The sequence below is a fragment of the Xenorhabdus siamensis genome (assembly GCF_037996745.1).
GTDB lineage: Bacteria > Pseudomonadota > Gammaproteobacteria > Enterobacterales > Enterobacteriaceae > Xenorhabdus > Xenorhabdus indica.
This window is the reverse complement of the sequence record NZ_JBBMXE010000005.1, coordinates 217,336-238,411: the sequence shown is the minus strand read 5'-3', so window position 1 is coordinate 238,411 and position 21,076 is coordinate 217,336. Positions and strand designations below refer to the sequence as shown.

Sequence of the window (21,076 nt, the reverse complement as noted above, 5' to 3'; positions counted from 1 at the left end):
TTAATAACCTGAGGATACTAATATGCCTAAAGAGTTATTTGCTGCAACAATAGAGTCTGCTGGTCACCTTAAAATGAAGTGCTCATCACGGGGTTTTACCTTTCATGTGGATGAACCCAAAAATCTGGGTGGAACAGATGAAGCCATGAACCCCGTGGAAGCACTTCTTTCAGCTTTCGGAGCCTGTCAGTGTATTGTTGCGAAAAGTTTTGCCCGCAAACATAAAATCAATTTGATCGATATTCAGATAAAAATGGAAGGCGAATTAGATACTGATGGTTTCACAGGTAAAAATAAAAATGCCAAAATCGGTTTTTCCAAAATCACGTCAAAATATTATATAAAGGCAGATAATACTGACCAAGAAATTCGCGACTTTATCCAGTTTGTAGAAAGTAATTGCCCTATACTCGATACTATCGTCAATACGCCGGAAATTGTAACTGAAATTTATCCTGTCAGATAAGTGATCAATTTCCCCGTAATATTTATTACCCATAACATTATTGTTAGGGGTAATTTTTTATATGTAATTATGAGTAATTACCATGTTGAGTAATTATCAATAAGCCATTTCACCATCCACAAAATCTATCAAGACATCCACAAATTCATCAGGATGAGAAATAAATGGAGCATGAGCCGCATTGCGCATAGTAACAGAGCGTGTATGCGGCCACTGACTGTCAAGTAATGCAGCAATCTTGCGTGGCACTAAACCATCAAGATAGCCATAGATGCGTAAGAAAGGTAATTGAAGCTGTGCCAATTCAGCCCTCAAATCCTCCGTGCACAGAATTTCCAGCCCCGCATTGAGCACTTCCACGGTTGGCATTGGTTGGTTCAATACCACCGATTTCAATAAACGAGCATCCTGACGCGCGCTATCTGTTCCCAACGTTTGCAGTGCCAGAAAACGCTCAATAGTTTTCTGGAAATCTTCGCTCAGTTGGTGTTTGAAAGCGCTCAGAACAGTTGGTTTGATTCCCGGCCAATCCCCGTCTTCACTGAATTTTGGGGAAGATGCCACTGTGATTAATCCGGCCACTTGTTCAGGATGATCTAACGCAATCTGACTAGCGACTAATCCTCCCAACGACCATCCAAGCCACCAGGCATTTTCTGGTGCCTGTTGCCACACTGTCTCGGCCATCTCTTTCAGTGTCATAGCCGGATACGGCTGACTGCGGCCATATCCCGGCAAGTCCACTAAATGTAAACGAAAATGCGAAGCCAGTCGTGTTTCCACTGAACGCCAAACTTCAGCATTCAGCCCCCATCCATGCAGCATCACAATATCACGAGGAACTTCACCTAAAGTCTGCCAAAATAACTTACCCATTGTTATTCTCACCTTTTATTTGTCATCAAGGATTTTTCATCAAGGAAGAAAACTATGCTAACAATGGTTGGATACTGTTGGCTATGCCACCAAAATTTGTATTTTGCCCATCATGGAATCTGCCATATCTGCAACCAGGGACTAAAACGATTAGAGCGTGTTTGTCCGCGTTGCGCGTTACCTGCCGAATCCAGTGATTTCCTCTGTGGCCGCTGCCTGAAAAATCCACCTCCATGGCAACGGCTTATCGCTGTGACTGATTACGTTCCACCGCTGAACCAGCTTATCCGGCGCTACAAATATCATGGTGCACCACAAATAGCGCCAGTATTGGCTCGTCTGTTTCTTCTGCATTGGTTGCAAGGTTATCGTGAAGGCCGTTGGAGCAAACCGGATTACATCCTTGGCATTCCCCTGCACCATCAGAAGCGCTGGCGACGAGGGTTTGACCAAGTTGAACTTATCATCAACCCTTTGGCACGCTGGTTGCAATGCCAATATCAACCCAATATTTTACAACGCACACGTGCTACACTCACACAACGGGGCTTATCTGCCGCCCAAAGGAAAACCAATCTTAAGCAGGCCTTTCAATTGCGCGGCAATTTTACTGATCAACATGTCGCCATTTTCGATGATGTGATCACTACAGGCACAACTCTGCACGAAACCACACAGTTGTTAATTCGTGCGGGTGCCCGTTCCGTGCAAGCCTGGGCAATATGCCGAACCTTGTAGTTCCTTCATGAATGGGCGTATTATAACCAACTAGAACAGTCAACTATTGAGCAAATGACATGATTAATATTACTGAAGCAGCGCAAGCGCACTTTGCCAAGCTACTGGCAAATCAAGAACCGGGTACACAAATCCGCGTTTTTGTCATTAATCCAGGAACGCCGACTGCTGAATGCGGTGTTTCCTATTGCCCACCTGATGCTGTTGAAGCCACTGATACCGAATTAAAATTTGACAAGCTTTCTGCTTATGTTGATGAAGTCAGTGCTCCTTTTCTGGAAGAGGCTGTCATTGATTTTGTGACTGACCAACTTGGCTCCCAACTGACCCTGAAAGCACCAAACGCCAAAATGCGTAAAGTAGCAGACGATGCACCACTGATTGAGCGCGTTGAATATCTCCTGCAATCACAGATCAACCCTCAACTCGCAGGTCATGGTGGCCGTGTTAGCCTGATGGAAATCACCGATGATGGTTATGCCATCCTGCAATTTGGTGGTGGTTGCAACGGTTGTTCTATGGTCGATGTCACCCTGAAAGAAGGGATTGAAAAACAGTTGTTACAGATGTTCCCTGAACTGAAAGGCGTCAAAGACCTGACCGAACATCAGCGTGGTGAACACTCTTACTACTAATTTTATTTTCTGTTCTTAGTACTTCTGCTTGCTTGGTCGTGCCTTCCCAATACCAAAATTGGGAAGGCTGTAGAGTTATAAAATAAGATTATTAAGAAACTAACACCTTAAAATGAAAATTTAAGAAATAACATTGAGTATTTATGGATCATTTTCAAACAATAAGCTCTGAACAAGCCTACCAAAACTGGCTCGATAAAAGCGCTCTAATGGTGGATATCCGTGATCCGCAAAGTTTCCGTGCAGGGCATGTAACAGGTGCATTTCATTTAACGAATGAAACTATCAATAAGTTCCTGCAAGAAGCCGACTTTGACCAACCGGTCATGGTGATGTGTTATCATGGGCACAGCAGTCAGGGCGCTGCCCAGTACCTAATCAATATTGGTTTCGAAACGGTGTACAGCGTTAACGGTGGCTTTGAAGAGTGGAAAAAAGATTATCCTCATGCTGTTCATTCTGAATAAGTTTTAATCTTTTGCTATTTACTATGGCGTCTTTAAGTACGGAGTCTTTAACTACGGTACAGTCCGTTACTACATAACAAGCTCCTGTGCCATTAACCCCAATTTAAGGCAGATAAAACGCGCAATGATCCATGTAACTTCAATATCTAACCCAAGACTGGCTCAAGCCTTCATTGATTATATGGCGACGCAGGATATCCATCTGACCATGCGTCCTGCCAATGAACCGCATGTGGTTGAATTGTGGCTGGAAGATGAAAGCCAATTAAATTTTGTTGAACAAGAACTCAACACGTTTGCCCGTGATCCGCTTAATGAACGCTATCAAGCCGCCAGCTGGCAAACAGGTAAATCAAACACACCTTTGCAATACCATAACAACCTGAGCTGGAACACGCTAAAAAGCCAGTCCGGCCCATTAACTGTCGCTATAATCGCGCTCTGTATTCTGGTTTATCTCTGGATGCAGTTTACTGGAATTAATGAGGTTATGCGCTGGCTGGCATGGCCCAATAATGAGCAATATCTGGAACTGTGGCGCTGGATCAGCCCCATATTACTGCACTTTTCATTGCTACATATCCTGTTTAATTTGGTACTTTGGTGGTATTTCGGCAGTCAGGTTGAAAAAAATATTAACACAGCAAAACTCATTGAAATCACAATAGTTTCTGCATTTTTCAGTGGCTGGGCACAATCGCTGTTCAGTGGCTCGCATTTTGGTGGGCTTTCCGGTGTGGTCTATGCTCTGATCGGTTATGTTTGGCTGACAGGAGAAATGTCTCCCGGAAAGGGAGTCAGTGCTCCCAGAGGGCTTATCGCCATCTCGGTTATTTGGTTATTCGTTGGCTATTTCAATATGTTTTCGCTCAATATCGCCAATGCAGCCCATTTTTCAGGCTTAATCATCGGGTTATTGATGGGATTATGGGACAATTTACGCAAACAAAAAAATGAATAATATTCCAAATAAAGTCAGTCAATTATAATTAATTTAGGTAAAACATTAGGGGAATGTTGTGAAGCAAACGCAACGACATGATGCAATAATCGAGCTGGTGCGTCTTCAAGGTTATGTCAGCACTGAAGAGCTGGTTGAACACTTTGACGTCAGCCCACAAACAATCCGGCGTGATTTGAACGAATTGGCCGACAAAAATAAGATCCAACGTCATCACGGTGGTGCCGCTTTACCCTCCAGCTCCGTCAACACGGCTTACCATGATCGCAAGATTATGTGGTCAGATGAAAAAGCCCGCATCGCCCGGCAAGTTGCTACCCAGATTCCAAATGGTGCAACCCTATTCATTGATATTGGCACCACCCCAGAGGCGGTAGCCCACGCATTAATCAATCATCGGGATTTGCGCATTGTCACCAACAACCTTAATGTTGCAACCCTGCTCATGGGTAAAGAAGATTTCCGCCTGATTCTGGCAGGTGGCGAAGTACGTTCCCGTGATGGTGGCATCATTGGTGAAGCAACGCTGGATTTCATCTCCCAATTCCGTCTTGATTTCGGTATCCTCGGCATTAGCGGCATTGACTCTGATGGTTCTCTGTTAGAGTTCGATTACCATGAAGTCCGAACCAAACGCGCAATTATCGAAAATTCGCGCTGCGTCATGCTGGTTGCAGATCATTCCAAATTTGGCCGCAGCGCCATGGTTAACCTCGGTAATATGAACCTGATCGATTTTCTGTTCACGGATAAAGCACCACCATCCAACATCCAGAAAATCATCGAACAATATAACGTTAAACTGGAACTGTGTTAAAACCGGGATCATGTTAGTTATATTTTGTTTATGCCCCGCCTAAAAAACAGGCGGGCTATGCCAGCCCCCGTTTCTCCCGTTCACAATTTCAGCCTTTCTTCTTTGTATCCTCACACGAACTCTCTGCCTCTGACTTGCTTCTGTCAATTTCCTTATTAATCTTATACATAGGATAAATATCTGTTATCTGCATCACGTAAATATGTTTTTTTCTAGTTAATAGTTGGCGATTGATGAAATTTTGATTACAATCCATGAGCGAAAACGAACATTAAAGAACTGTTTCGAACATTTCAGAGGGTATGCGATGGAAACCAAAGACTTAATTGTTATTGGCGGCGGAATCAACGGCGTTGGTATTGCGGCAGATGCTGCCGGCCGAGGACTTTCTGTCCTGCTGTTAGAAGGCCAGGACTTAGCCAGTGCCACGTCATCAGCCAGTTCCAAACTGATCCACGGTGGCCTGCGCTATCTGGAACATTATGAATTCCGTCTAGTCAGTGAAGCACTGGCAGAACGCGAAGTCTTATTAAAACTGGCTCCCCACATTGCATTCCCTATGCGTTTTCGTCTTCCACATCAGCCACACTTGCGCCCGGCCTGGATGATCCGCATTGGCCTGTTCCTTTACGATCACTTGGGCAAACGTGTGAGTTTACCGGGTAGTAAGGGGCTGAAATTCGGTACAAACTCAGTTCTGAAACCTTCCATTAGCCGTGGATTTGAATATTCTGACTGTTGGGTTGACGATGCACGTCTGGTCGTGCTGAATGCGCAGGAAATCCAAAAACATGGCGGTGAAGTCCGTACCCGCACTCAAGTCACCCGTGCATGGCGGGAAAATGGCCACTGGATGGTAGAAGCCAAAGATCACTCCACGGGTGAGACCAAAATATGGCAGGCAAAAGGTCTAGTTAACGCAACTGGCCCGTGGGTTAAAAGCTTCTTTGATAACGGCCTGAAACTGAAATCCCCTTATGGTATCCGTCTGATCAAGGGCAGTCACCTCATTGTACCTCGCGTTCACGATGAGCCTCAGGCCTATATCCTGCAAAACGAAGATAACCGTATCGTGTTTGTGATCCCGTGGAATGATGAATTCTCCATCATCGGTACAACAGACGTTGAATACAAAGGCGATCCAAAAGAAGTCAAAATCGACGATCAAGAAATCGATTATCTGTTGAAAGTTTATAATGATCACTTCAAGAAGCAACTTAGCCGTACTGATGTGGTCTGGACTTACTCCGGTGTGCGCCCACTATGTGATGATGAATCCGATTCACCACAGGCTATCACCCGTGATTACACGCTGGATGTTCAAGATGAGCAGGGACAAACACCACTTCTATCTGTCTTCGGTGGTAAACTAACGACTTACCGTAAACTCGCCGAACACGCGATGGATAAACTGGCACAGTATTATCCAAACGCCGGTAAAGCGTGGACTAAAAATGGCAAACTGCCTGGTGGAGAGCTGGAAGGCTATGACCGTGATGGATACGCCCGTTTACTGCGTCAACGCTATAATTGGTTGCCAGAAGGAGTAGCGCGACGTTATGCCCGCACTTACGGCAGCAACAGCAACATCATTTTGCATGGTGCAAACGAGCTGGCAGATTTGGGCGAATTCTTCGGTCACGGTCTGTACGAAGCTGAGCTACGTTATCTGGTAGCACACGAGTGGGTCACTCAGTTAGATGATGCAATCTGGCGTCGCACCAAGTTGGGTATGTGGCTGACTGATGAACAGAAACAGCGTATTGCTGACTGGTTGGCGCAGAACGTTAAGTCAACGCAATCACAAGATTGATTCAATCTGACCCATTAAAACGCTTGCAAAATGGCGGTAATTTTTTATCGCCATTTTCTATTTCCATCATAATCGCTTATTTTCACTCAACACTCTCCCCAAAAGAATCATAAAGTTTCGAAATCAATCATCAATATGTTCTATTAAAATTCCTTGATTTCCATTTAATTCCACTAATGGTTCAGATAGTACATTTTTACCACTATGATAGGGTATTAATAGGCTGAAAAGACAATATGAGATAACTGATGTTAACCATTAGGGAAGCAAGAAAAGATACCCAACTGTTATCCCAAATGATTGGAGAAAGTTACCGTTTTTATTTTTCTCGTTTTTATCTTCAATTTCAATTAGTACATCATTTGCTGTAATTTTCACCAATAATAACCCTATGCTATATCAGCACAATCATCAAAAATAAAATATCAGAACAATAAATATACGTATTTTGTCTTTTCTTACAGCAGAATAGAATAAAATTTAATAGGACTAAAATAAAAAATGTAATTATCCAATTAATTACTTTGCGATAGAACAAAATACAATCAAACTGATTCATAAGATGACAAATAGTGCAGTAAAAATCACCATCCAGGCGTAAAAATACAGCAGACATAGAAGTGAGAGACAAGTAATTTCCCTATATTCTTCCATAATGTTTATTATTATATCTTCAATGAAAAATTGAAATATATCTTCAAAATATTGATAATATTAATTTTTATTATTTTTTAAATTTTCATTTATTTCGTAATTGTGATATTACTCCCTTTTCTTTAATTCGCTTGTTGCGGTTTATGTTCAAATTTATGAAGATAAACGAGAATGGATAAAAACTTGTAATGATGAGTCAAACATTCATTAAAAAAGAGGGGATTGCGCAATCATTTCTGGCTCGTTATCTCCTCTCTGAACAATGTGGCAACCGCTTGAAAACCATAGAATTACTGGCAAAAGAATGTGGGTTGTCCGTAGGTTTAATGCAGGCAGCATTAAAATCTCTCGAACAATCACAGGCGGTTGGGATTAAGCGTCGTGGTCGGAATGGCAGTTTTCTCTCGCATATTAACCACAAATTGTTATTGAAATACGCCGATATCGGCAATGTGGTCTGCGCAATGCCTCTTCCTTATACCCGTGCCTATGAGGGTCTGGCCAGTGGTTTAAAAGCATTATGTGCAGGAGTTCCTTTTTACTTTGCGCATATGCGAGGTTCAGATATCCGCATTGAATGTTTACTGAATGGAGTCTATGACTTAGCAGTAACATCAAGACTTGCCGCAGAGCAACACCCAGAAATTAAAGATATTTATATTGCGCTATCACTAGGGACACAAAGTTATACAGACAGACATCGATTAATCTTTCGTCGAGGTGAGATGGAATCCATCCGTCGAGTAGGGTTAGACAGTACCTCAGCCGACCAGAAAATAATGACAAAGCAGTACTTTACAGGAAAAGAAATTGAACTGGTCGAGGTCTCTTATCATGAATGTCTGAATCAAATCAAAAAAGGCCACATTGACGCGGCTATCTGGAATGTCGGGCAAGGTCACGAGCTAATTGCAGAGGGCCTGATGACCCAACTTCCGGACGACAGTGAGTGTTTTATCAAAGCTTCCGAAGCCGTTATCCTTGCTCGTAAGGATAATATTCCTATACAACAACTTTTGCATACTATGGTTGACAGAGATGCCCTGCTGACTCACCAACAGAATGTGATCGCGGGTATAATCGAACCCATTTATTGACCTCTATTAACCAATAGCAAGCATCTATCAAAACAAGTAATAACCAAAAAATAAATTCTGACGTGTAACAAAAAGTGATGGTAGAACAACGGTTAGCTATCCTGTTGCAAGGCGGTGTCATTGATAAAGATATCTACGATAACATGCTTGATGTCGTGCATATTCTGGAAGATATCTGGTTGATCCCTGTCCGTCATCCACAAGGTGAAATGGCGCTTACCCATATGGCAAGTGCTTTCATGCGATCACGTCGTGGCGAAATCGTTTCCCCTATAGAAAAAGAAATTCTGGAAAAAATAGAGCGGTCCGAATATTACTCACAATTACTCACAATTCATCATTCCCTGCTGGAGAAATTTACGCTCACCCTACATCCTAATGAAGAAGGCTACCTGTTGATAAATTTATATGGTTTAATACTTGCAACAAAAACTCATTGATCTTTTTTATACTATAAATATTCAAAAAAATGAAGATTAATAATCTTCAATAATTTTTTATTTTTCGCACAGACGGGCTGCTTTGCAGCTATGAAGGGAAATCTATGTTTATTAATGCATTAAAAAAACAGAACCCTAAATTGATTGAAGTAGCAAAAAGTCTTTGGCAGCAAGGCGTTATCTTACCAGATACTTACATCATTGATGTCGACCAAGTGTTAAATAATGGCCGACATTTACTGCAAACAGCAAAGCAACATGGCATTGAACTCTATTTGATGACTAAGCAGTTTGGTCGTAATCCCTGGTTGACCAAGAAACTGATTGAACTCGGTTATCCTGGTGCCGTAGCTGTAGATTTCAAAGAAGCCTATAACCTGAGCCAACACGACATACCGTTATGTCACATTGGTCATCTGGTACAGACGCCAACTCACCTGATAGAAACCATGCTTAAGCGTAATCCCGACATAATCACGGTATTCTCAACAGAAAAAGCTCAGGCAATATCCGATGCGGCTGAGAAATTGGGACGCATTCAGCCCATCATGCTGAAAGTCTTTACTCAACGTGATATATCTTTTACTTGTCAAGAAGCGGGCATTCCCTTTGATGAGATCGACAAAGCTGTTGATGCTTTAAAACAAATGCCGGGTATTAAACTATGTGGCCTGACCCATTTTCCTTGTCTGGCATGGAATGAGCAGTATCAGACAACCTTGCCAACTGTCAACTTGCAGACGCTTATCAGAGCACGGAATAAGCTCGCACAACTCGGCATTTCCCTTTCACAAATCAATGCACCTTCTGCAACCAGCAGTAGCACCATTCCTCTGTTAGCGAAATATGGTGCAACTCATTTAGAACCCGGACATGCTCTAACCGGAACAATACCTGCCAATACCATTGGCCGAGAGCCTGAACATATCGCGATGGTTTATGTATCAGAGATATCCCATCACTACGATGGCAACAGTTATTGTTATGGGGGAGGCTACTACAAACGCAGCCATATGAAACATGCATTGGTTTTTCCTGCCAAGAATCAAGAAAACAATAGTTCCTATAAGACAGTACGCATATTACGGTTAGGTGAACCTTGTATTGATTACCATCTGCCATTAGCAGGCTCCCATCCTATCGGTAGTCCAGTCATTATGTGTTTTCGTGCCCAGATTTTCGTAACCCGCAGCGATGTCGCTTTAATTTCAGGGATTCAGTCAGGAGAACCCAAACTGGAAGGTATTTATGACAGCCAGGGTAACTGGAAAAACAATGGCTATACCCAATAAATACTCTATAGAGGTATTACAGTAAATATTATTCCTCCCCTAAATAATGTTATTTTCGCTATAGTCGATTTACAGCATCATGCTGCGTAACTATTTTTTTACGGAATAGTTATGTTTTATTTATGGAATAGTTATGGAATACCAGAAAAAGACTGGGAACACCCCCACACATTCCGCTCCGTATTCCTCATCCAGGATTGATACATCAGGCTACACCTATGTGCATGAGCATTTGCATATTGATCTATCCGAAGCTAAAGGCAACCTCGATTGCCGATTAGATCAATACGAGCTAATTGCTGATGAACTTCGCCACTTGTATACGCTAGGATTACGCAACATTGTGGAAGTCACTAACCGCTACATGGGACGCAATGCCTCCTTTCTGCTGAATTTGGTACGTGATACCCACGTCAACATCATCGCCTCGACAGGTTATTATAAACAGCCTTTCTTCCCTGCCCATTTCAGCGAATTAAGCATACAAGACATTGCCGAAGATATGATCACTGACATTGAAACAGGCATTGACGGTACGGAGTTAAAAGCCAGCGTCATTGCAGAGATCGGCTCCAGTTTCGGGCAAATTACCGAAGATGAGCGAAAAGTATTTGCAGCGGCAGCCCTGGCTCATCATGCAACCGGGTGTCCTATTTCCACCCACACAACGTTAAGCACTATGGGGCGTGAACAATTAGCACTCCTCAGGGAATTGGGTGTTTCCCCCGAACATGTAGCGATTGGTCATTGTGACCTGAAAGACAATCTGGACACGATTATTCCCCTGCTTGAAGAAGGCGCATGGGTACAATTCGATACCATTGGTAAAAACAATTACTATCCAGACAGCAGCCGCATTGCGATGTTACAGGCGATTGCTAAACGTGGGCTACTCGACAGAGTGATGCTCTCGCAAGATATAACCCGCCGTTCTCATCTGAAAAGCAACGGAGGAATTGGTTTCGATTACTTACTGACTGTATTCGTTCCGATGCTACGGGCAGCCGATTTTACCCAAACACAGATAGACCGAATGTTACGTGACAACCCTGCACAATTCTTCCGGCATCACTTTTTCAATAAGCTTTTTTCCAAAAAATAAACAATATCTTATAAAAGATAATTTAAAGAGAGGGATAACAACATGAAATTTGTCGTTGGTGGACAAATAGAAAAAGAAAAAATAGCTGAATGTATCCGGCAACTGGCAGGAAATAAAGCTACCTCGATTGTCATCATGAATGATATCGAAGCATCTATGGCGATTAAAAATGGCGATGCCGATTATTATTTTGGTGCCTGTAATACCGGAGGAGGAGGAGCACTGGCAATCGCCATTGCACTTATCGGCTTAGATCTCTGTGCCACCATTGGCATGCCGGGAAAAATCTTACCAGACAATGAGATTATTGCTCATGTGAAAGCAGGCAAAAAAGCGTTTGGCTTTACAGGGCAAGATATTGATATTGTGCTGCCAGTGATCATTAACGCGATCATTTCTCAAAATACGACTATTTCTCAATAAGGAGCATATCATGCAACATTTTCATGATTTCCTGATGAGATTGATGGAAGTCGATCCCTTTAAAGCAGGATTACTGGCGGCAATTGGTGCAATTGCTGCCATGATGGCAAACCGTGGTATTGCTGTTTTCCATGATGGTCTGCGTCCACTGCTTCCTGAATATCTTGAAGGGCGAATGAGTCGTAAAGCACTCGCTGCGACAAGCTTTGCCTTAAGCATCGGTCTGGTTGTGGGATTTGGTATCCCCTTTTCGCTGACAGCGCCAATCGTATTGGTTCACAGCCTGTTGCTCGGCACGGACATGATTGGTATCTGGTGTACCAACAGTCGCAGAGGGTTTATCGCGTCAGGTATTATTGGCGCGCTGTACGCCATTGCCTTACTGGCAGGGCTGCGTTCAGTGGTGGAACTCTTTGCCATGCTGCCAGTTAATTTCACTGACGATCTGAAGAAAGTCGGCGATCCAATTGTGGCCTGTTTTGCCCTGTTCCCTGCGATGGTCGTCGGCTACCAATATGGCTACCGCAAGGGCTTGTTAGTGATGTTAACCGCTTTGATTGGTTATCTGGCGACCAAAGCCGCTGGCCCGCTTAGTTTTGGTGGTTTAATCGAAAAACCTGTCAGCGTCGATCCAAATGGAGCGGCTTTGCTGCTGTCGATGATCGCAATGTTCTACTTTGCCATGCGTGAACGTCCGGCACATCTTGCAGATAATCCACCATCAACAAATCAAACCTCAGCAGCACCAAAAGGTGCGAATGAAATCTTAGTGGGACTGTTTTCGACCCGTATTGAACGTATTCAGAAAAACAAATGGCTCCTCATTCTCTGCGGTGGTCTGACTGCAAGTGCAGCTACCATGTCTTTCAGCCTGCTGGCAGAAGGCCCAGTATCACTGCAATTAATGGCGCAAGACGAGCAAACCAACGCCTTGTTGGTAGCGTTGGCTCGTGCCATCGGGTTTGTTCCGCTGGTCGGTACGACGGCAATCGCCACTGGCGTATATAGCCCCAACGGGATGAAATTCGTCTTCGTGGCAGGTCTGGCAACCAATAACCCGTGGCTCGCCTTTATTGCAGGCAGTATCACTATGTTTATTGAGATCCAGTTGCTGGCGAAAATTGCAATCTGGCTGGATAAATACCCCGGCGTTAAAGCCTGTAGTGGCCACATTCGTACCGCGATCACCAAAATGCTCGAAGTCGCCCTGTTGGTTGGTGGTATGATTGCTTCCAACGCGATTCTACCGGGTATGGGCTTTATGATTGTGGCAGGTATCTACCTGCTCAATCGGACGTCCAAACGTCCTTTGGTTGAAATGGCAATAGGCCCGATTGCCACCATTGCGGTAGGTATTCTTGCCAACGTGCTCTATTTAGCAGGAATCAATTAACAGGAAAAAAATAAGAGAATGAAAACAGCTTCATTGCAAAGCTATCCACTGGAGAGTATGACTATGGTACAAGCCCAACAGCAGCAATTTAAGCTGGTGGATATTATCTGTCGTCACTTTCCCGGAGCTGATTTTCTCTCACAAGGCGATCTGGGCTTAGTCCCGGATCTCCATCAACCCCGGATGACTCAGCGTATTGAAAGGGTAATCGCCGAGTACTTCGGGGCTGAAGCAGCGGCCTTGGTCAATGGTGCTGGAACCGGCGCTTTACGTGCCGGGCTGTCGGCACTGCTTCGTCCTCATGAGACATTACTGGCGCATGATGCCCCCATTTATCCCACAACAAAAACATCAATTGAACAAATGGGTCTTAATGTTGTATATGCCGATTTCAACTGTACGAACCAACTAGAGACCCGCCTTAAACAGCATCAGCCAGCAGCCTGCCTGATCCAGCATACACGGCAAAAAATTGATGATGACTATGCCCTACAAGATATCATTGCCATCTTAAATCAATACCACATTCCTTCATTAGTAGATGACAATTATGCCGCAATGAAAGTGCCACATATTGGTTGTGAATATGGTGCAACCCTTTCTGCCTTTTCTTGCTTCAAACTACTGGGGCCACAAGGCGTAGGCGTGGTTATCGGCCAACAGACTGTGATTGATAAACTGCGCCACGGCATGTACTCCGGTGGCTGCCAGATCCAAGGTTATCAGGCGATGGAAGCATTACGTGGATTAGTATTCGCCCCGGTCATGCACGCAGTACAGTCTGAAGTGAATGAATCTCTGGTGACAAGGCTGAATCAGGGTGAAGTGCCACAAGTGAAGCAGGCATTTATCGCTAACGCTCAGTCAAAAGTTGTCTTAGTGGAATTTCACGAACCGATTGCAGATGCCGTACTGACCACAGCACACACATTGGGTGCATTACCTTATCCCGTCGGTGCAGAATCGAAATTTGAAATTCCCCCACTGTTTTACCGAATTTCCGGCACATTTCGTCAGGCGGATCCCTCTTTGGAGAAACGCATGATCCGCATCAACCCTAATCGCAGCGGGGCTGAAACAATTATTCGTATATTACAGGCAAGTTGTCGATATAAACCTTGAAGCAGGTATGACGATATACCCAGGATACATGTCGAAACCTTAGATGAAATTATGGCAGACAAACTGATTGCATTACCTGCTACCAGAAATTATGTGCACCATCGGGACATTTGGGATTTGGTTTGGTTACAACAACAAAATGCCAAATTAGACACTGATTTGGTGAAGAAAAAAATTGCTGACTACAAACTGACAAATTTTACTCCCTTAAAACAGTGCCGCCAATCCTTACCAGAAGTGATCACTGGTCAAGCGTTCATGGCGGAAATGGAGCGTTTTTTGCCAAATGATGTCTTTACACGTACTTTAGGAAACGGAAAATTTATCCCTTATTTAATTTCAAGCTTAGAAGAACTATTCAAAAAGCTGCAACTTTCGCTCTCCAATAATAATGATCAACCCGAATTCTGGATGTAAATGTAAAAGTTGGCCTGAGGAATGTCACCACTTTGTTTTATTAATATTGTTCCTCAGGCACTTTATCTCCCTTATTTAGAGCATATTAACGAGTTAAACATAATCCCTCTGCTGCCGTTCCACCAATGTGAGGATGCTGTAAAGGGCGACAGGCTGTTGCTCCTGATTCAAAACCTGTACATCCCACATAACAACACCTTGTGGCTTGTCATCCGGGGTCTTCTGAGCTTTCTTGATCTTCTTCTTGCAGGTCAACCGAACCTGAATCGTATCACCAATTTTCACTGGTTCAATAAAGCGCAGGTTTTCCATACCGTAGTTCGCCAATACTGGCCCGACAGGCGCATCAACGAACAGACCGGCAGCAGCCGATACAACAAAGTAACCATGTGCCACACGCTCACCAAACAGAGATTCAGCCGCACCAATTTTATCCACATGAGCATAAAAGTGATCACCGCTCAGACAAGCGAAATTGACGATATCCGCTTCCGTTACCGTCCGGCGAGCAGTCAGCAAACTCTCTCCAATCTCAATTTGTTCGAAATACTTACGGAACGGATGAACAGGATCTTCCTTCACTTTCGCACCGCGCACCCACTCACGACCAATTGCCGTCAGCATACTTGGACTGGCCTGAATTGCAGTTCGCTGCATATAGTGTTTTACCGCACGCAATCCTCCCAACTCTTCACCACCACCAGCACGTCCCGGCCCGCCATGTACCAACATAGGTAGCGGAGAACCGTGTCCTGTGGATTCCGCTGATGCCGCCTCATCCAGAATCAACACACGGCCATGAGCACAAGCTGTTGCCCGGATAATCTGCATCGCAATTTGCTCATCTGCCGTGACCAATGACCCCACCAAACTACCTTGCCCCATCAAGGCCAGAGCAATCGCCTGTTCCGTGCCCTGATAAGCCATCAAAGTGGAAACTGGTCCAAAGGCTTCCGTTTCATGTACGGCCTGATTAGTCATCGGATCTGCACAGTAAAGCAGAGTTGGCGGGTAAAACGCCCCATTGCTGTGGGTATTATTTGCCAGCACTAACTTATCTAACGCACCACCGCACAGTAATTCACAGCCACTGTGTAACAGCTCATCAACCTTGGATTGGACTTCACCTCGTTGTTCAAGGTTGATTAATGCTCCCATACGGACATCCGGTAAAGCAGGGTCGCCCACTACTACACCAGACAGACGTTTAAGCAACGCTTGTTTAACCGCCTCAAGTTGACTGACAGGCACAATAATACGCCGGATAGCCGTACATTTTTGCCCTGCTTTTACCGTCATCTCACGAACAACTTCCTTAATGAACACACCGAATTCTGGCATTTCCGGCGTGACATCCTCCCCTAAAATACAGCAGTTAAGGGAATCTGCTTCCATCGTGAATGAAATTGATTTTTCAACCAGCCGTGGATGAATCCTTAATTTTTGCCCAGTCTGGGCTGAACCAGTAAAAGTGACCGCATCTTGATAATCGAGATGATCAAACAGATCACCAATGCCACCACAGATCAATTGCAATGCGCCTTCCGGCACTAAACCACTATCGAGGATCAATTTCACCATCGCCTGTGTTAATTGTGCTGATGCGGTCGCAGGTTTGATAATTGCTGGCATACCCGCCATCCAGGTCGGAGCCAGTTTTTCCAACATTCCCCAGCAAGGGAAGTTAAACGCATTGATATGTAGCGCAACGCCGGGACGAGAGGTCAGAACATGGCGAGCGACAAACTGGGACTGTTTCGACAGTGGGATCATCTCATCTTCCGGCCACAGAACATCATCCGGTAACTCACGTCCTGCCAGACCCGCATAAGAAAATAACGTCGCGATACCTCCTTCAATATCGATCCAACCATCCGAACGGGTCGCCCCAGTTTCTGCTGAAATAGCATACAAGGCTTCTTTATTAGCAAGCAGATGCTTTGCAACGGCTTTCATCATCTGAGCCCGCTGCTGGAATGTCATCGCCGCGAGAGCTTTGCCCCCTTTTTCCCGGGCATAACTGAGACTATCAGCCAGCGGTAACCCATCTGAACATACCTGATACAAGGCTTTACCATTTACTGCATGGTGAATAATTCTGGCATTACCTTTCCCATAAACCCAGGCACCACATATATAACTGGTTAACTGTTGCATTTTTTTCTCCACCGATTGTATTAATGAATCATCATTAACTACATCTACAACATTTATGTATCACATAATCCATAAAAAAGACCATCTGGTAAATTACCAAAATTAAAACACATTAGGGACGTCGCATATCAATATCCTTACTTTTCCCTAACAATAAAAATTAATCACGGCTTTTTTAAAAAAATAAAAAGCAAATATTGTGATGTATTCGACAAATAGACAAACAAACCGTTTGATATTTTTGTTATCGATTTGTAGATTTACAACTGCATTTAATGATTCACTTTTATGCTTATAATTCAAAAATAAGAATCACATTCGGAGTGCATATGACAACTGATCAACTCCAGGCGCACTTTGACACCAAGATCGAGGCAGATCTTTCCATTGAAGCTAAGGACTGGATGCCCGATGCCTATCGCCAAAACCTGATACGTCAGATCGGTCAACACGCACATTCGGAAGTTGTCGGTATGTTGCCGGAAGCCAACTGGCTCACTCGTGCCCCCACATTGCGCCGTAAGGCCGTATTATTGGCAAAAGTACAGGATGAAGCAGGACACGGGCTTTATCTCTACAGCGCCGCAGAAACACTTGGCTGCTCTCGTCAGGACATTTACCAGAAGCTACTGGATGGTAAGATGAAATATTCATCAATCTTCAACTATCCCACCTTAAGCTGGGCAGATGTCGGAGTTATTGGCTGGCTGGTGGATGGTGCTGCGATTGTTAATCAGGTCGCTCTGTGTCGGGCATCTTACGGCCCTTATGCCCGTGCTATGGTCAAGATCTGCAAAGAAGAGAGTTTCCACCAACGGCAGGGATATGAGGCAGTTATGGCATTAGCAAATGGTAATGAAGCTCAGCGTGCCATGCTGCAAGATGCCATCAATCGATTCTGGTGGCCAACTCTGATGATGTTCGGCCCCAATGACAGTGATTCTCCTAACAGTACTCAAAGCATAGCCTGGAAAATCAAACGGTTCAGTAATGATGAACTGCGACAGAAATTTATCGATAACACCGTTCCTCAATTGGAAGCATTAGGCATGACCGCCCCCGATCCGGAGTTAACCTGGGATGAAACCACGGGCCATTACCGTTTTGGTGAAATCAATTGGGATGAATTCTATCAAGTGCTCAAAGGGCGGGGCATATGCAATCACGAACGTCTGGAAGCCAAACGCCGTGCTTGGGAAAGCGGGAGTTGGGTACGTGAAGCGGCTTCTGTCCATGCCAAAAAAATGGCAGCTAAAAAACAGGTTGCTTAATCCGTTGCGTGATGAGTACAAATTCGGAAAAGGAGACAAAACATGAACGATACCGATTGGCCACTGTATGAAGTCTTTATCCGCAGCAAGCAGGGGCTGACTCACCGTCATGTCGGTAGCCTCCACGCGGCAGACGATCAAATGGCACTGGAAAATGCACGTGATGCCTATACTCGACGCAACGAAGGTTGTTCTATCTGGGTAGTAAAATCCATGTATCTGGTTGCATCACAACCAGAAGATCGCGGAGCTTTTTTCGAGCCCTCAGAAGACAAAATCTACCGTCATCCGACTTTCTACACGATCCCTGATGGCATTAAGAATATGTAGAGGTGAGACATGAATACATCTCGTGTTGTTTCACCCAACGAGACACTTTTTAACCCTAAGCCTGATCATGATCTTTTTAACGATAACCTTACTAGCTACGTCCTGCGTCTGGGAGACAGCCCGCTAATTCTGGCGCAACGCCTGTGCGAATGGTGTGGTCATGCACCAGAGCTGGAGATTGACTTAGCGCTGTCCAATATTGGTCTCGATTTACTGGGGCAAGCACGTAATTTTCTCAGTTATGCCGCCATGCTTTACGAGACAAATTACGGGACAAATGTTGATGAAGACAAACTGGCTTTTGGGCGTGAGGAACAAGAATTTCGCAATCTTTTGCTGGTGGAACAACCTAATGGTGGCTTTAACGATACGTTAGTACGTCAGTTTTTCATTGATGCCTATCACGTCTTACTTTATCAGGCATTAGGGCAGAGTCAGGACTCTCAGTTAGCAGCCATCAGCAATAAGTCATTGAAAGAAGTGAATTATCACCTGCGTTTTAGCCGTGGCTGGATGATCCGTTTGGGGGATGGCACAGAACAAAGCCACGAAAAAATGCAAAATTCTGTCAATCAATTGTGGCGCTTTACCGGCGAACTATTCCACTGTGATGAAGTGGAACAACACCTTGCTGAAGCCGGAATTGCCATCGATCCCCGCACACTCTATGAGCCGTGGCAACAAATCGTCAAAGAGACCTTTGCGCAAGCCACGTTAGACATACCACAGGACATACCTTATCGACAGGGTGGCAAACAAGGGCAACATACAGAACATTTGGGTTACATACTGGCAGAAATGCAATTTTTGCAACGGACTTACCCAGACTGTAACTGGTAACTGAGGCTGATAACCAAATCCGATAAGATCAGGAGGAAATGATGGAACAGCAATTCAAAACATTGCAGCAGCCGGAAGTCCATCAGATCTGGCAGTGTTTACATCAGATTGCCGATCCAGAATTGCCAACACTATCCATTACCGATCTCGGTATGGTACGAGCTGTTCTACCTTTCCACACTGAGCAAGCCGGCCAAACAGGCTGGCAGGTGATATTCACCCCGACTTATTCAGGCTGCCCGGCGACAGAATTTCTGGTCAATGAAATCCACACAACACTGACTCAGGCAGGGTTCTCGCCAGTGCATGTCGATGTGAGTCTAAGTCCGGCATGGACAACTGACTGGATGAGTGCAGATGCCAGACAACGTTTACGTGAATCCGGTATCGCACCGCCGCAAGGTTCAGCTTGTGAGAAACCGGCAGATACAGAATCCATCATCTGCCCCCGTTGTAGCAGTCATGAAACGGAGAAAATCAGTGAATTCGGTTCCACTGCTTGCAAAGCGCTTTATCGTTGCCGGCAATGCCTGGAACCCTTTGATTATTTCAAATGTATTTAATTTTAAATGTATTTAACAAGGGAGCAGCAGATGACTACTCTTCATCGTCCCGGTTCTCAACAAAAACAGCGCCAACAGAAACAATTTTACCGGACGCAACGCCAGCGGACACCGTTTCAGCGAACGCAATTTCATCACTTACGTATTGTCGCTATTGAGCGGGAATCCCCTGATTCCGTTGCCGTCACACTACATGTCCCCGATGAATTAAGAGAATGCTTTCACTATCAGCCCGGTCAGCATCTGACACTCAAAGCAAAAGTGGATGGGGAAGAGCTGCGCCGCTGTTATTCCATCTGTAGTTCGCCACTGGATAATGTATTGCAAATCGGCGTCAAGGCCGTGTATCAGGGGCGCTTTTCCACCTTTATCAACCAACAATTGAAAGTTGGCGATGAATTAGAAGTCATGCAACCACAAGGTCATTTTGTCCATCGTCCTGATACTGGTGCGCGGGGAAATTATCTGGCTATTGCGGCGGGTTCCGGTATTACCCCGATTCTATCGATTATCAAAAGTACATTGGCTCTGGAGCCAGAAAGTTCTTTTGCTCTGATTTATGGTAATCGTACCAGTCGCTCCGTGATGTTCAAAGAAGCGCTGTCTGATCTCAAGAACCGCTATCTACAACGTTTTCAGATAATATACCTGTTCAGCCAGGAAACGACCGACAGCCCGCTGTTCAACGGTCGTATCAATGCAGAAAGCCTCTTACGTATTGGCAAAACCCTGCTCACTTTTGCCCAGTTTGATCACGCCTTTCTTTGTGGGCCTGAAGCTATGCTGGATGATGCCAAAACGACACTTGAGCAGGCTGGTATGCCGTCTGAACACATTCATAGTGAACGTTTCAACACAGGGAATCGTCCCCTTTACGCCACTTCCCGTCCAGATAATCTAATCGAACGCAATGAAACCCATGTCAAAATTCATCTGGATGGCCGCATCTTGAATATTGTCATGAACACTGAGGATAACAGCATTCTTGATGCAGCCCTGCGCCAGGGAGCAGATTTACCCTATGCCTGTAAAGGCGGGGTTTGCGCCACCTGTAAATGCCGGCTCAAATCCGGTGAGGTAGATATGGGAGTGAACTACAGCCTGGAACCGGACCAACTGGCTTCCGGCTATATTTTAAGCTGTCAGTCGTGGCCGAAAGGCGACGGTGTCGTTGTTGATTTTGACGTCTAAGATTTCTCATC

Annotated in this window: 22 protein-coding genes; 20 read left to right on the top strand and 2 right to left on the bottom strand. The window is 44.7% G+C overall.

Annotated elements, in window-relative coordinates; translation table 11 throughout:
* The first annotated feature begins 22 nt into the window (after positions 1-22).
* Positions 23-466, top strand: coding sequence for an OsmC family protein (locus tag AAC852_RS05000; RefSeq protein ID WP_323864871.1), 444 nt, complete (start codon positions 23-25; stop codon positions 464-466).
* Between the two features lie 96 nt (positions 467-562).
* On the opposite strand, the gene bioH is transcribed toward AAC852_RS05000, so the two are convergent.
* The gene (gene bioH / locus AAC852_RS04995; protein ID WP_340620074.1) at positions 563-1,342 is read right to left on the bottom strand and encodes a pimeloyl-ACP methyl ester esterase BioH; all 780 of its coding nucleotides are present in this window, start codon (positions 1,340-1,342) and stop codon (positions 563-565) included.
* Positions 1,343-1,396: 54 nt separating this feature from the next.
* Here bioH and gntX point away from each other — a divergent pair, with 54 nt between their 5' ends.
* The 14 genes from gntX to AAC852_RS04925 all read left to right on the top strand — a co-directional run bounded on the left by gntX (position 1,397) and on the right by AAC852_RS04925 (position 14,713).
* Positions 1,397-2,080, top strand: coding sequence for a DNA utilization protein GntX (gene gntX, locus AAC852_RS04990; protein ID WP_340620073.1), 684 nt, complete (start codon positions 1,397-1,399; stop codon positions 2,078-2,080).
* A 59-nt stretch (positions 2,081-2,139) separates the two neighbouring features.
* The gene (nfuA, locus tag AAC852_RS04985; RefSeq protein ID WP_038264683.1) at positions 2,140-2,715 is read left to right on the top strand and encodes a Fe-S biogenesis protein NfuA; all 576 of its coding nucleotides are present in this window, start codon (positions 2,140-2,142) and stop codon (positions 2,713-2,715) included.
* 143 nt (positions 2,716-2,858) lie between these two features.
* Positions 2,859-3,182 carry a thiosulfate sulfurtransferase GlpE gene (glpE, locus tag AAC852_RS04980; RefSeq protein WP_340620072.1) on the top strand — a complete coding sequence of 108 codons (324 nt, stop codon included), beginning with the start codon at positions 2,859-2,861 and terminating at the stop codon, positions 3,180-3,182.
* 124 nt (positions 3,183-3,306) lie between these two features.
* Positions 3,307-4,143: a rhomboid family intramembrane serine protease GlpG gene (gene glpG, locus AAC852_RS04975; RefSeq protein WP_340620071.1), complete on the top strand. Its 837-nt coding sequence runs from the start codon at positions 3,307-3,309 to the stop codon at positions 4,141-4,143.
* Between the two features lie 58 nt (positions 4,144-4,201).
* Positions 4,202-4,960 carry a DeoR/GlpR family transcriptional regulator gene (locus AAC852_RS04970; protein WP_340620070.1) on the top strand — a complete coding sequence of 253 codons (759 nt, stop codon included), beginning with the start codon at positions 4,202-4,204 and terminating at the stop codon, positions 4,958-4,960.
* A 307-nt stretch (positions 4,961-5,267) separates the two neighbouring features.
* The gene (gene glpD, locus AAC852_RS04965) at positions 5,268-6,773 is read left to right on the top strand and encodes a glycerol-3-phosphate dehydrogenase (protein ID WP_340620069.1); all 1,506 of its coding nucleotides are present in this window, start codon (positions 5,268-5,270) and stop codon (positions 6,771-6,773) included.
* Positions 6,774-7,615: 842 nt separating this feature from the next.
* Complete coding sequence (gene yhfZ / locus AAC852_RS04960) at positions 7,616-8,524, top strand: GntR family transcriptional regulator YhfZ (RefSeq protein WP_340620068.1); 909 nt, start codon at positions 7,616-7,618, stop codon at positions 8,522-8,524.
* 77 nt (positions 8,525-8,601) lie between these two features.
* On the top strand, positions 8,602-8,964 hold the full coding sequence (locus AAC852_RS04955) for a PRD domain-containing protein (protein WP_340620240.1): 363 nt from the start codon (positions 8,602-8,604) through the stop codon (positions 8,962-8,964).
* Between the two features lie 104 nt (positions 8,965-9,068).
* A complete protein-coding gene (locus AAC852_RS04950; RefSeq protein WP_340620067.1) occupies positions 9,069-10,256 on the top strand; it encodes a YhfX family PLP-dependent enzyme in 1,188 nt (395 codons plus the stop codon).
* A gap of 133 nt (positions 10,257-10,389) precedes the next feature.
* Positions 10,390-11,358, top strand: coding sequence for a phosphotriesterase-related protein (locus AAC852_RS04945; protein ID WP_340620066.1), 969 nt, complete (start codon positions 10,390-10,392; stop codon positions 11,356-11,358).
* Positions 11,359-11,400: 42 nt separating this feature from the next.
* Positions 11,401-11,781, top strand: a complete 381-nt coding sequence (locus AAC852_RS04940; RefSeq protein WP_340620065.1) for a DUF2620 domain-containing protein — start codon at positions 11,401-11,403, stop codon at positions 11,779-11,781.
* A 10-nt stretch (positions 11,782-11,791) separates the two neighbouring features.
* Complete coding sequence (locus tag AAC852_RS04935) at positions 11,792-13,174, top strand: YhfT family protein (protein ID WP_340620064.1); 1,383 nt, start codon at positions 11,792-11,794, stop codon at positions 13,172-13,174.
* 33 nt (positions 13,175-13,207) lie between these two features.
* On the top strand, positions 13,208-14,296 hold the full coding sequence (locus tag AAC852_RS04930) for an aminotransferase class I/II-fold pyridoxal phosphate-dependent enzyme (RefSeq protein ID WP_340620239.1): 1,089 nt from the start codon (positions 13,208-13,210) through the stop codon (positions 14,294-14,296).
* 15 nt (positions 14,297-14,311) lie between these two features.
* On the top strand, positions 14,312-14,713 hold the full coding sequence (locus AAC852_RS04925) for a nucleotidyl transferase AbiEii/AbiGii toxin family protein (protein ID WP_340620238.1): 402 nt from the start codon (positions 14,312-14,314) through the stop codon (positions 14,711-14,713).
* A 93-nt stretch (positions 14,714-14,806) separates the two neighbouring features.
* Here AAC852_RS04925 and paaZ read toward each other — a convergent pair whose 3' ends face one another.
* On the bottom strand, positions 14,807-16,870 hold the full coding sequence (paaZ, locus tag AAC852_RS04920; protein ID WP_340620063.1) for a phenylacetic acid degradation bifunctional protein PaaZ: 2,064 nt from the start codon (positions 16,868-16,870) through the stop codon (positions 14,807-14,809).
* Positions 16,871-17,199: 329 nt separating this feature from the next.
* Between paaZ and paaA the strand changes: the two genes are divergently transcribed.
* Genes paaA through paaE form a run of 5 tightly spaced genes read left to right on the top strand, consistent with a single transcriptional unit; the run spans position 17,200 to position 21,065 of the window.
* Entirely contained in the window at positions 17,200-18,141 is a 942-nt protein-coding gene (paaA, locus tag AAC852_RS04915; protein WP_340620062.1) for a 1,2-phenylacetyl-CoA epoxidase subunit PaaA, read from the top strand.
* Positions 18,142-18,183: 42 nt separating this feature from the next.
* Positions 18,184-18,471 (top strand): 1,2-phenylacetyl-CoA epoxidase subunit PaaB, encoded by a 288-nt coding sequence (gene paaB, locus AAC852_RS04910; RefSeq protein WP_047684643.1) that lies wholly within the window; start codon positions 18,184-18,186, stop codon positions 18,469-18,471.
* Positions 18,472-18,480: 9 nt separating this feature from the next.
* Positions 18,481-19,311: a 1,2-phenylacetyl-CoA epoxidase subunit PaaC gene (gene paaC / locus AAC852_RS04905; RefSeq protein ID WP_340620061.1), complete on the top strand. Its 831-nt coding sequence runs from the start codon at positions 18,481-18,483 to the stop codon at positions 19,309-19,311.
* 41 nt (positions 19,312-19,352) lie between these two features.
* Positions 19,353-19,874: a 1,2-phenylacetyl-CoA epoxidase subunit PaaD gene (paaD, locus tag AAC852_RS04900; protein ID WP_340620060.1), complete on the top strand. Its 522-nt coding sequence runs from the start codon at positions 19,353-19,355 to the stop codon at positions 19,872-19,874.
* A 30-nt stretch (positions 19,875-19,904) separates the two neighbouring features.
* Positions 19,905-21,065, top strand: a complete 1,161-nt coding sequence (gene paaE / locus AAC852_RS04895) for a 1,2-phenylacetyl-CoA epoxidase subunit PaaE (RefSeq protein ID WP_340620059.1) — start codon at positions 19,905-19,907, stop codon at positions 21,063-21,065.
* The last annotated feature ends 11 nt before the right edge of the window (positions 21,066-21,076 follow it).

Coding starts and splice junctions, on each gene's coding strand:
- AAC852_RS05000 (WP_323864871.1), top strand. CDS start 23: ATGCCTAAAGAGTTATTTGCTGCAACAATAGAGTCTGCTGGTCACCTT.
- bioH (WP_340620074.1), bottom strand. CDS start 1,342: ATGGGTAAGTTATTTTGGCAGACTTTAGGTGAAGTTCCTCGTGATATT.
- gntX (WP_340620073.1), top strand. CDS start 1,397: ATGCTAACAATGGTTGGATACTGTTGGCTATGCCACCAAAATTTGTAT.
- nfuA (WP_038264683.1), top strand. CDS start 2,140: ATGATTAATATTACTGAAGCAGCGCAAGCGCACTTTGCCAAGCTACTG.
- glpE (WP_340620072.1), top strand. CDS start 2,859: ATGGATCATTTTCAAACAATAAGCTCTGAACAAGCCTACCAAAACTGG.
- glpG (WP_340620071.1), top strand. CDS start 3,307: ATGATCCATGTAACTTCAATATCTAACCCAAGACTGGCTCAAGCCTTC.
- glpD (WP_340620069.1), top strand. CDS start 5,268: ATGGAAACCAAAGACTTAATTGTTATTGGCGGCGGAATCAACGGCGTT.
- yhfZ (WP_340620068.1), top strand. CDS start 7,616: ATGATGAGTCAAACATTCATTAAAAAAGAGGGGATTGCGCAATCATTT.
- AAC852_RS04955 (WP_340620240.1), top strand. CDS start 8,602: ATGGTAGAACAACGGTTAGCTATCCTGTTGCAAGGCGGTGTCATTGAT.
- AAC852_RS04950 (WP_340620067.1), top strand. CDS start 9,069: ATGTTTATTAATGCATTAAAAAAACAGAACCCTAAATTGATTGAAGTA.
- AAC852_RS04945 (WP_340620066.1), top strand. CDS start 10,390: ATGGAATACCAGAAAAAGACTGGGAACACCCCCACACATTCCGCTCCG.
- AAC852_RS04940 (WP_340620065.1), top strand. CDS start 11,401: ATGAAATTTGTCGTTGGTGGACAAATAGAAAAAGAAAAAATAGCTGAA.
- AAC852_RS04935 (WP_340620064.1), top strand. CDS start 11,792: ATGCAACATTTTCATGATTTCCTGATGAGATTGATGGAAGTCGATCCC.
- paaZ (WP_340620063.1), bottom strand. CDS start 16,870: ATGCAACAGTTAACCAGTTATATATGTGGTGCCTGGGTTTATGGGAAA.
- paaA (WP_340620062.1), top strand. CDS start 17,200: ATGACAACTGATCAACTCCAGGCGCACTTTGACACCAAGATCGAGGCA.
- paaB (WP_047684643.1), top strand. CDS start 18,184: ATGAACGATACCGATTGGCCACTGTATGAAGTCTTTATCCGCAGCAAG.
- paaC (WP_340620061.1), top strand. CDS start 18,481: ATGAATACATCTCGTGTTGTTTCACCCAACGAGACACTTTTTAACCCT.
- paaD (WP_340620060.1), top strand. CDS start 19,353: ATGGAACAGCAATTCAAAACATTGCAGCAGCCGGAAGTCCATCAGATC.
- paaE (WP_340620059.1), top strand. CDS start 19,905: ATGACTACTCTTCATCGTCCCGGTTCTCAACAAAAACAGCGCCAACAG.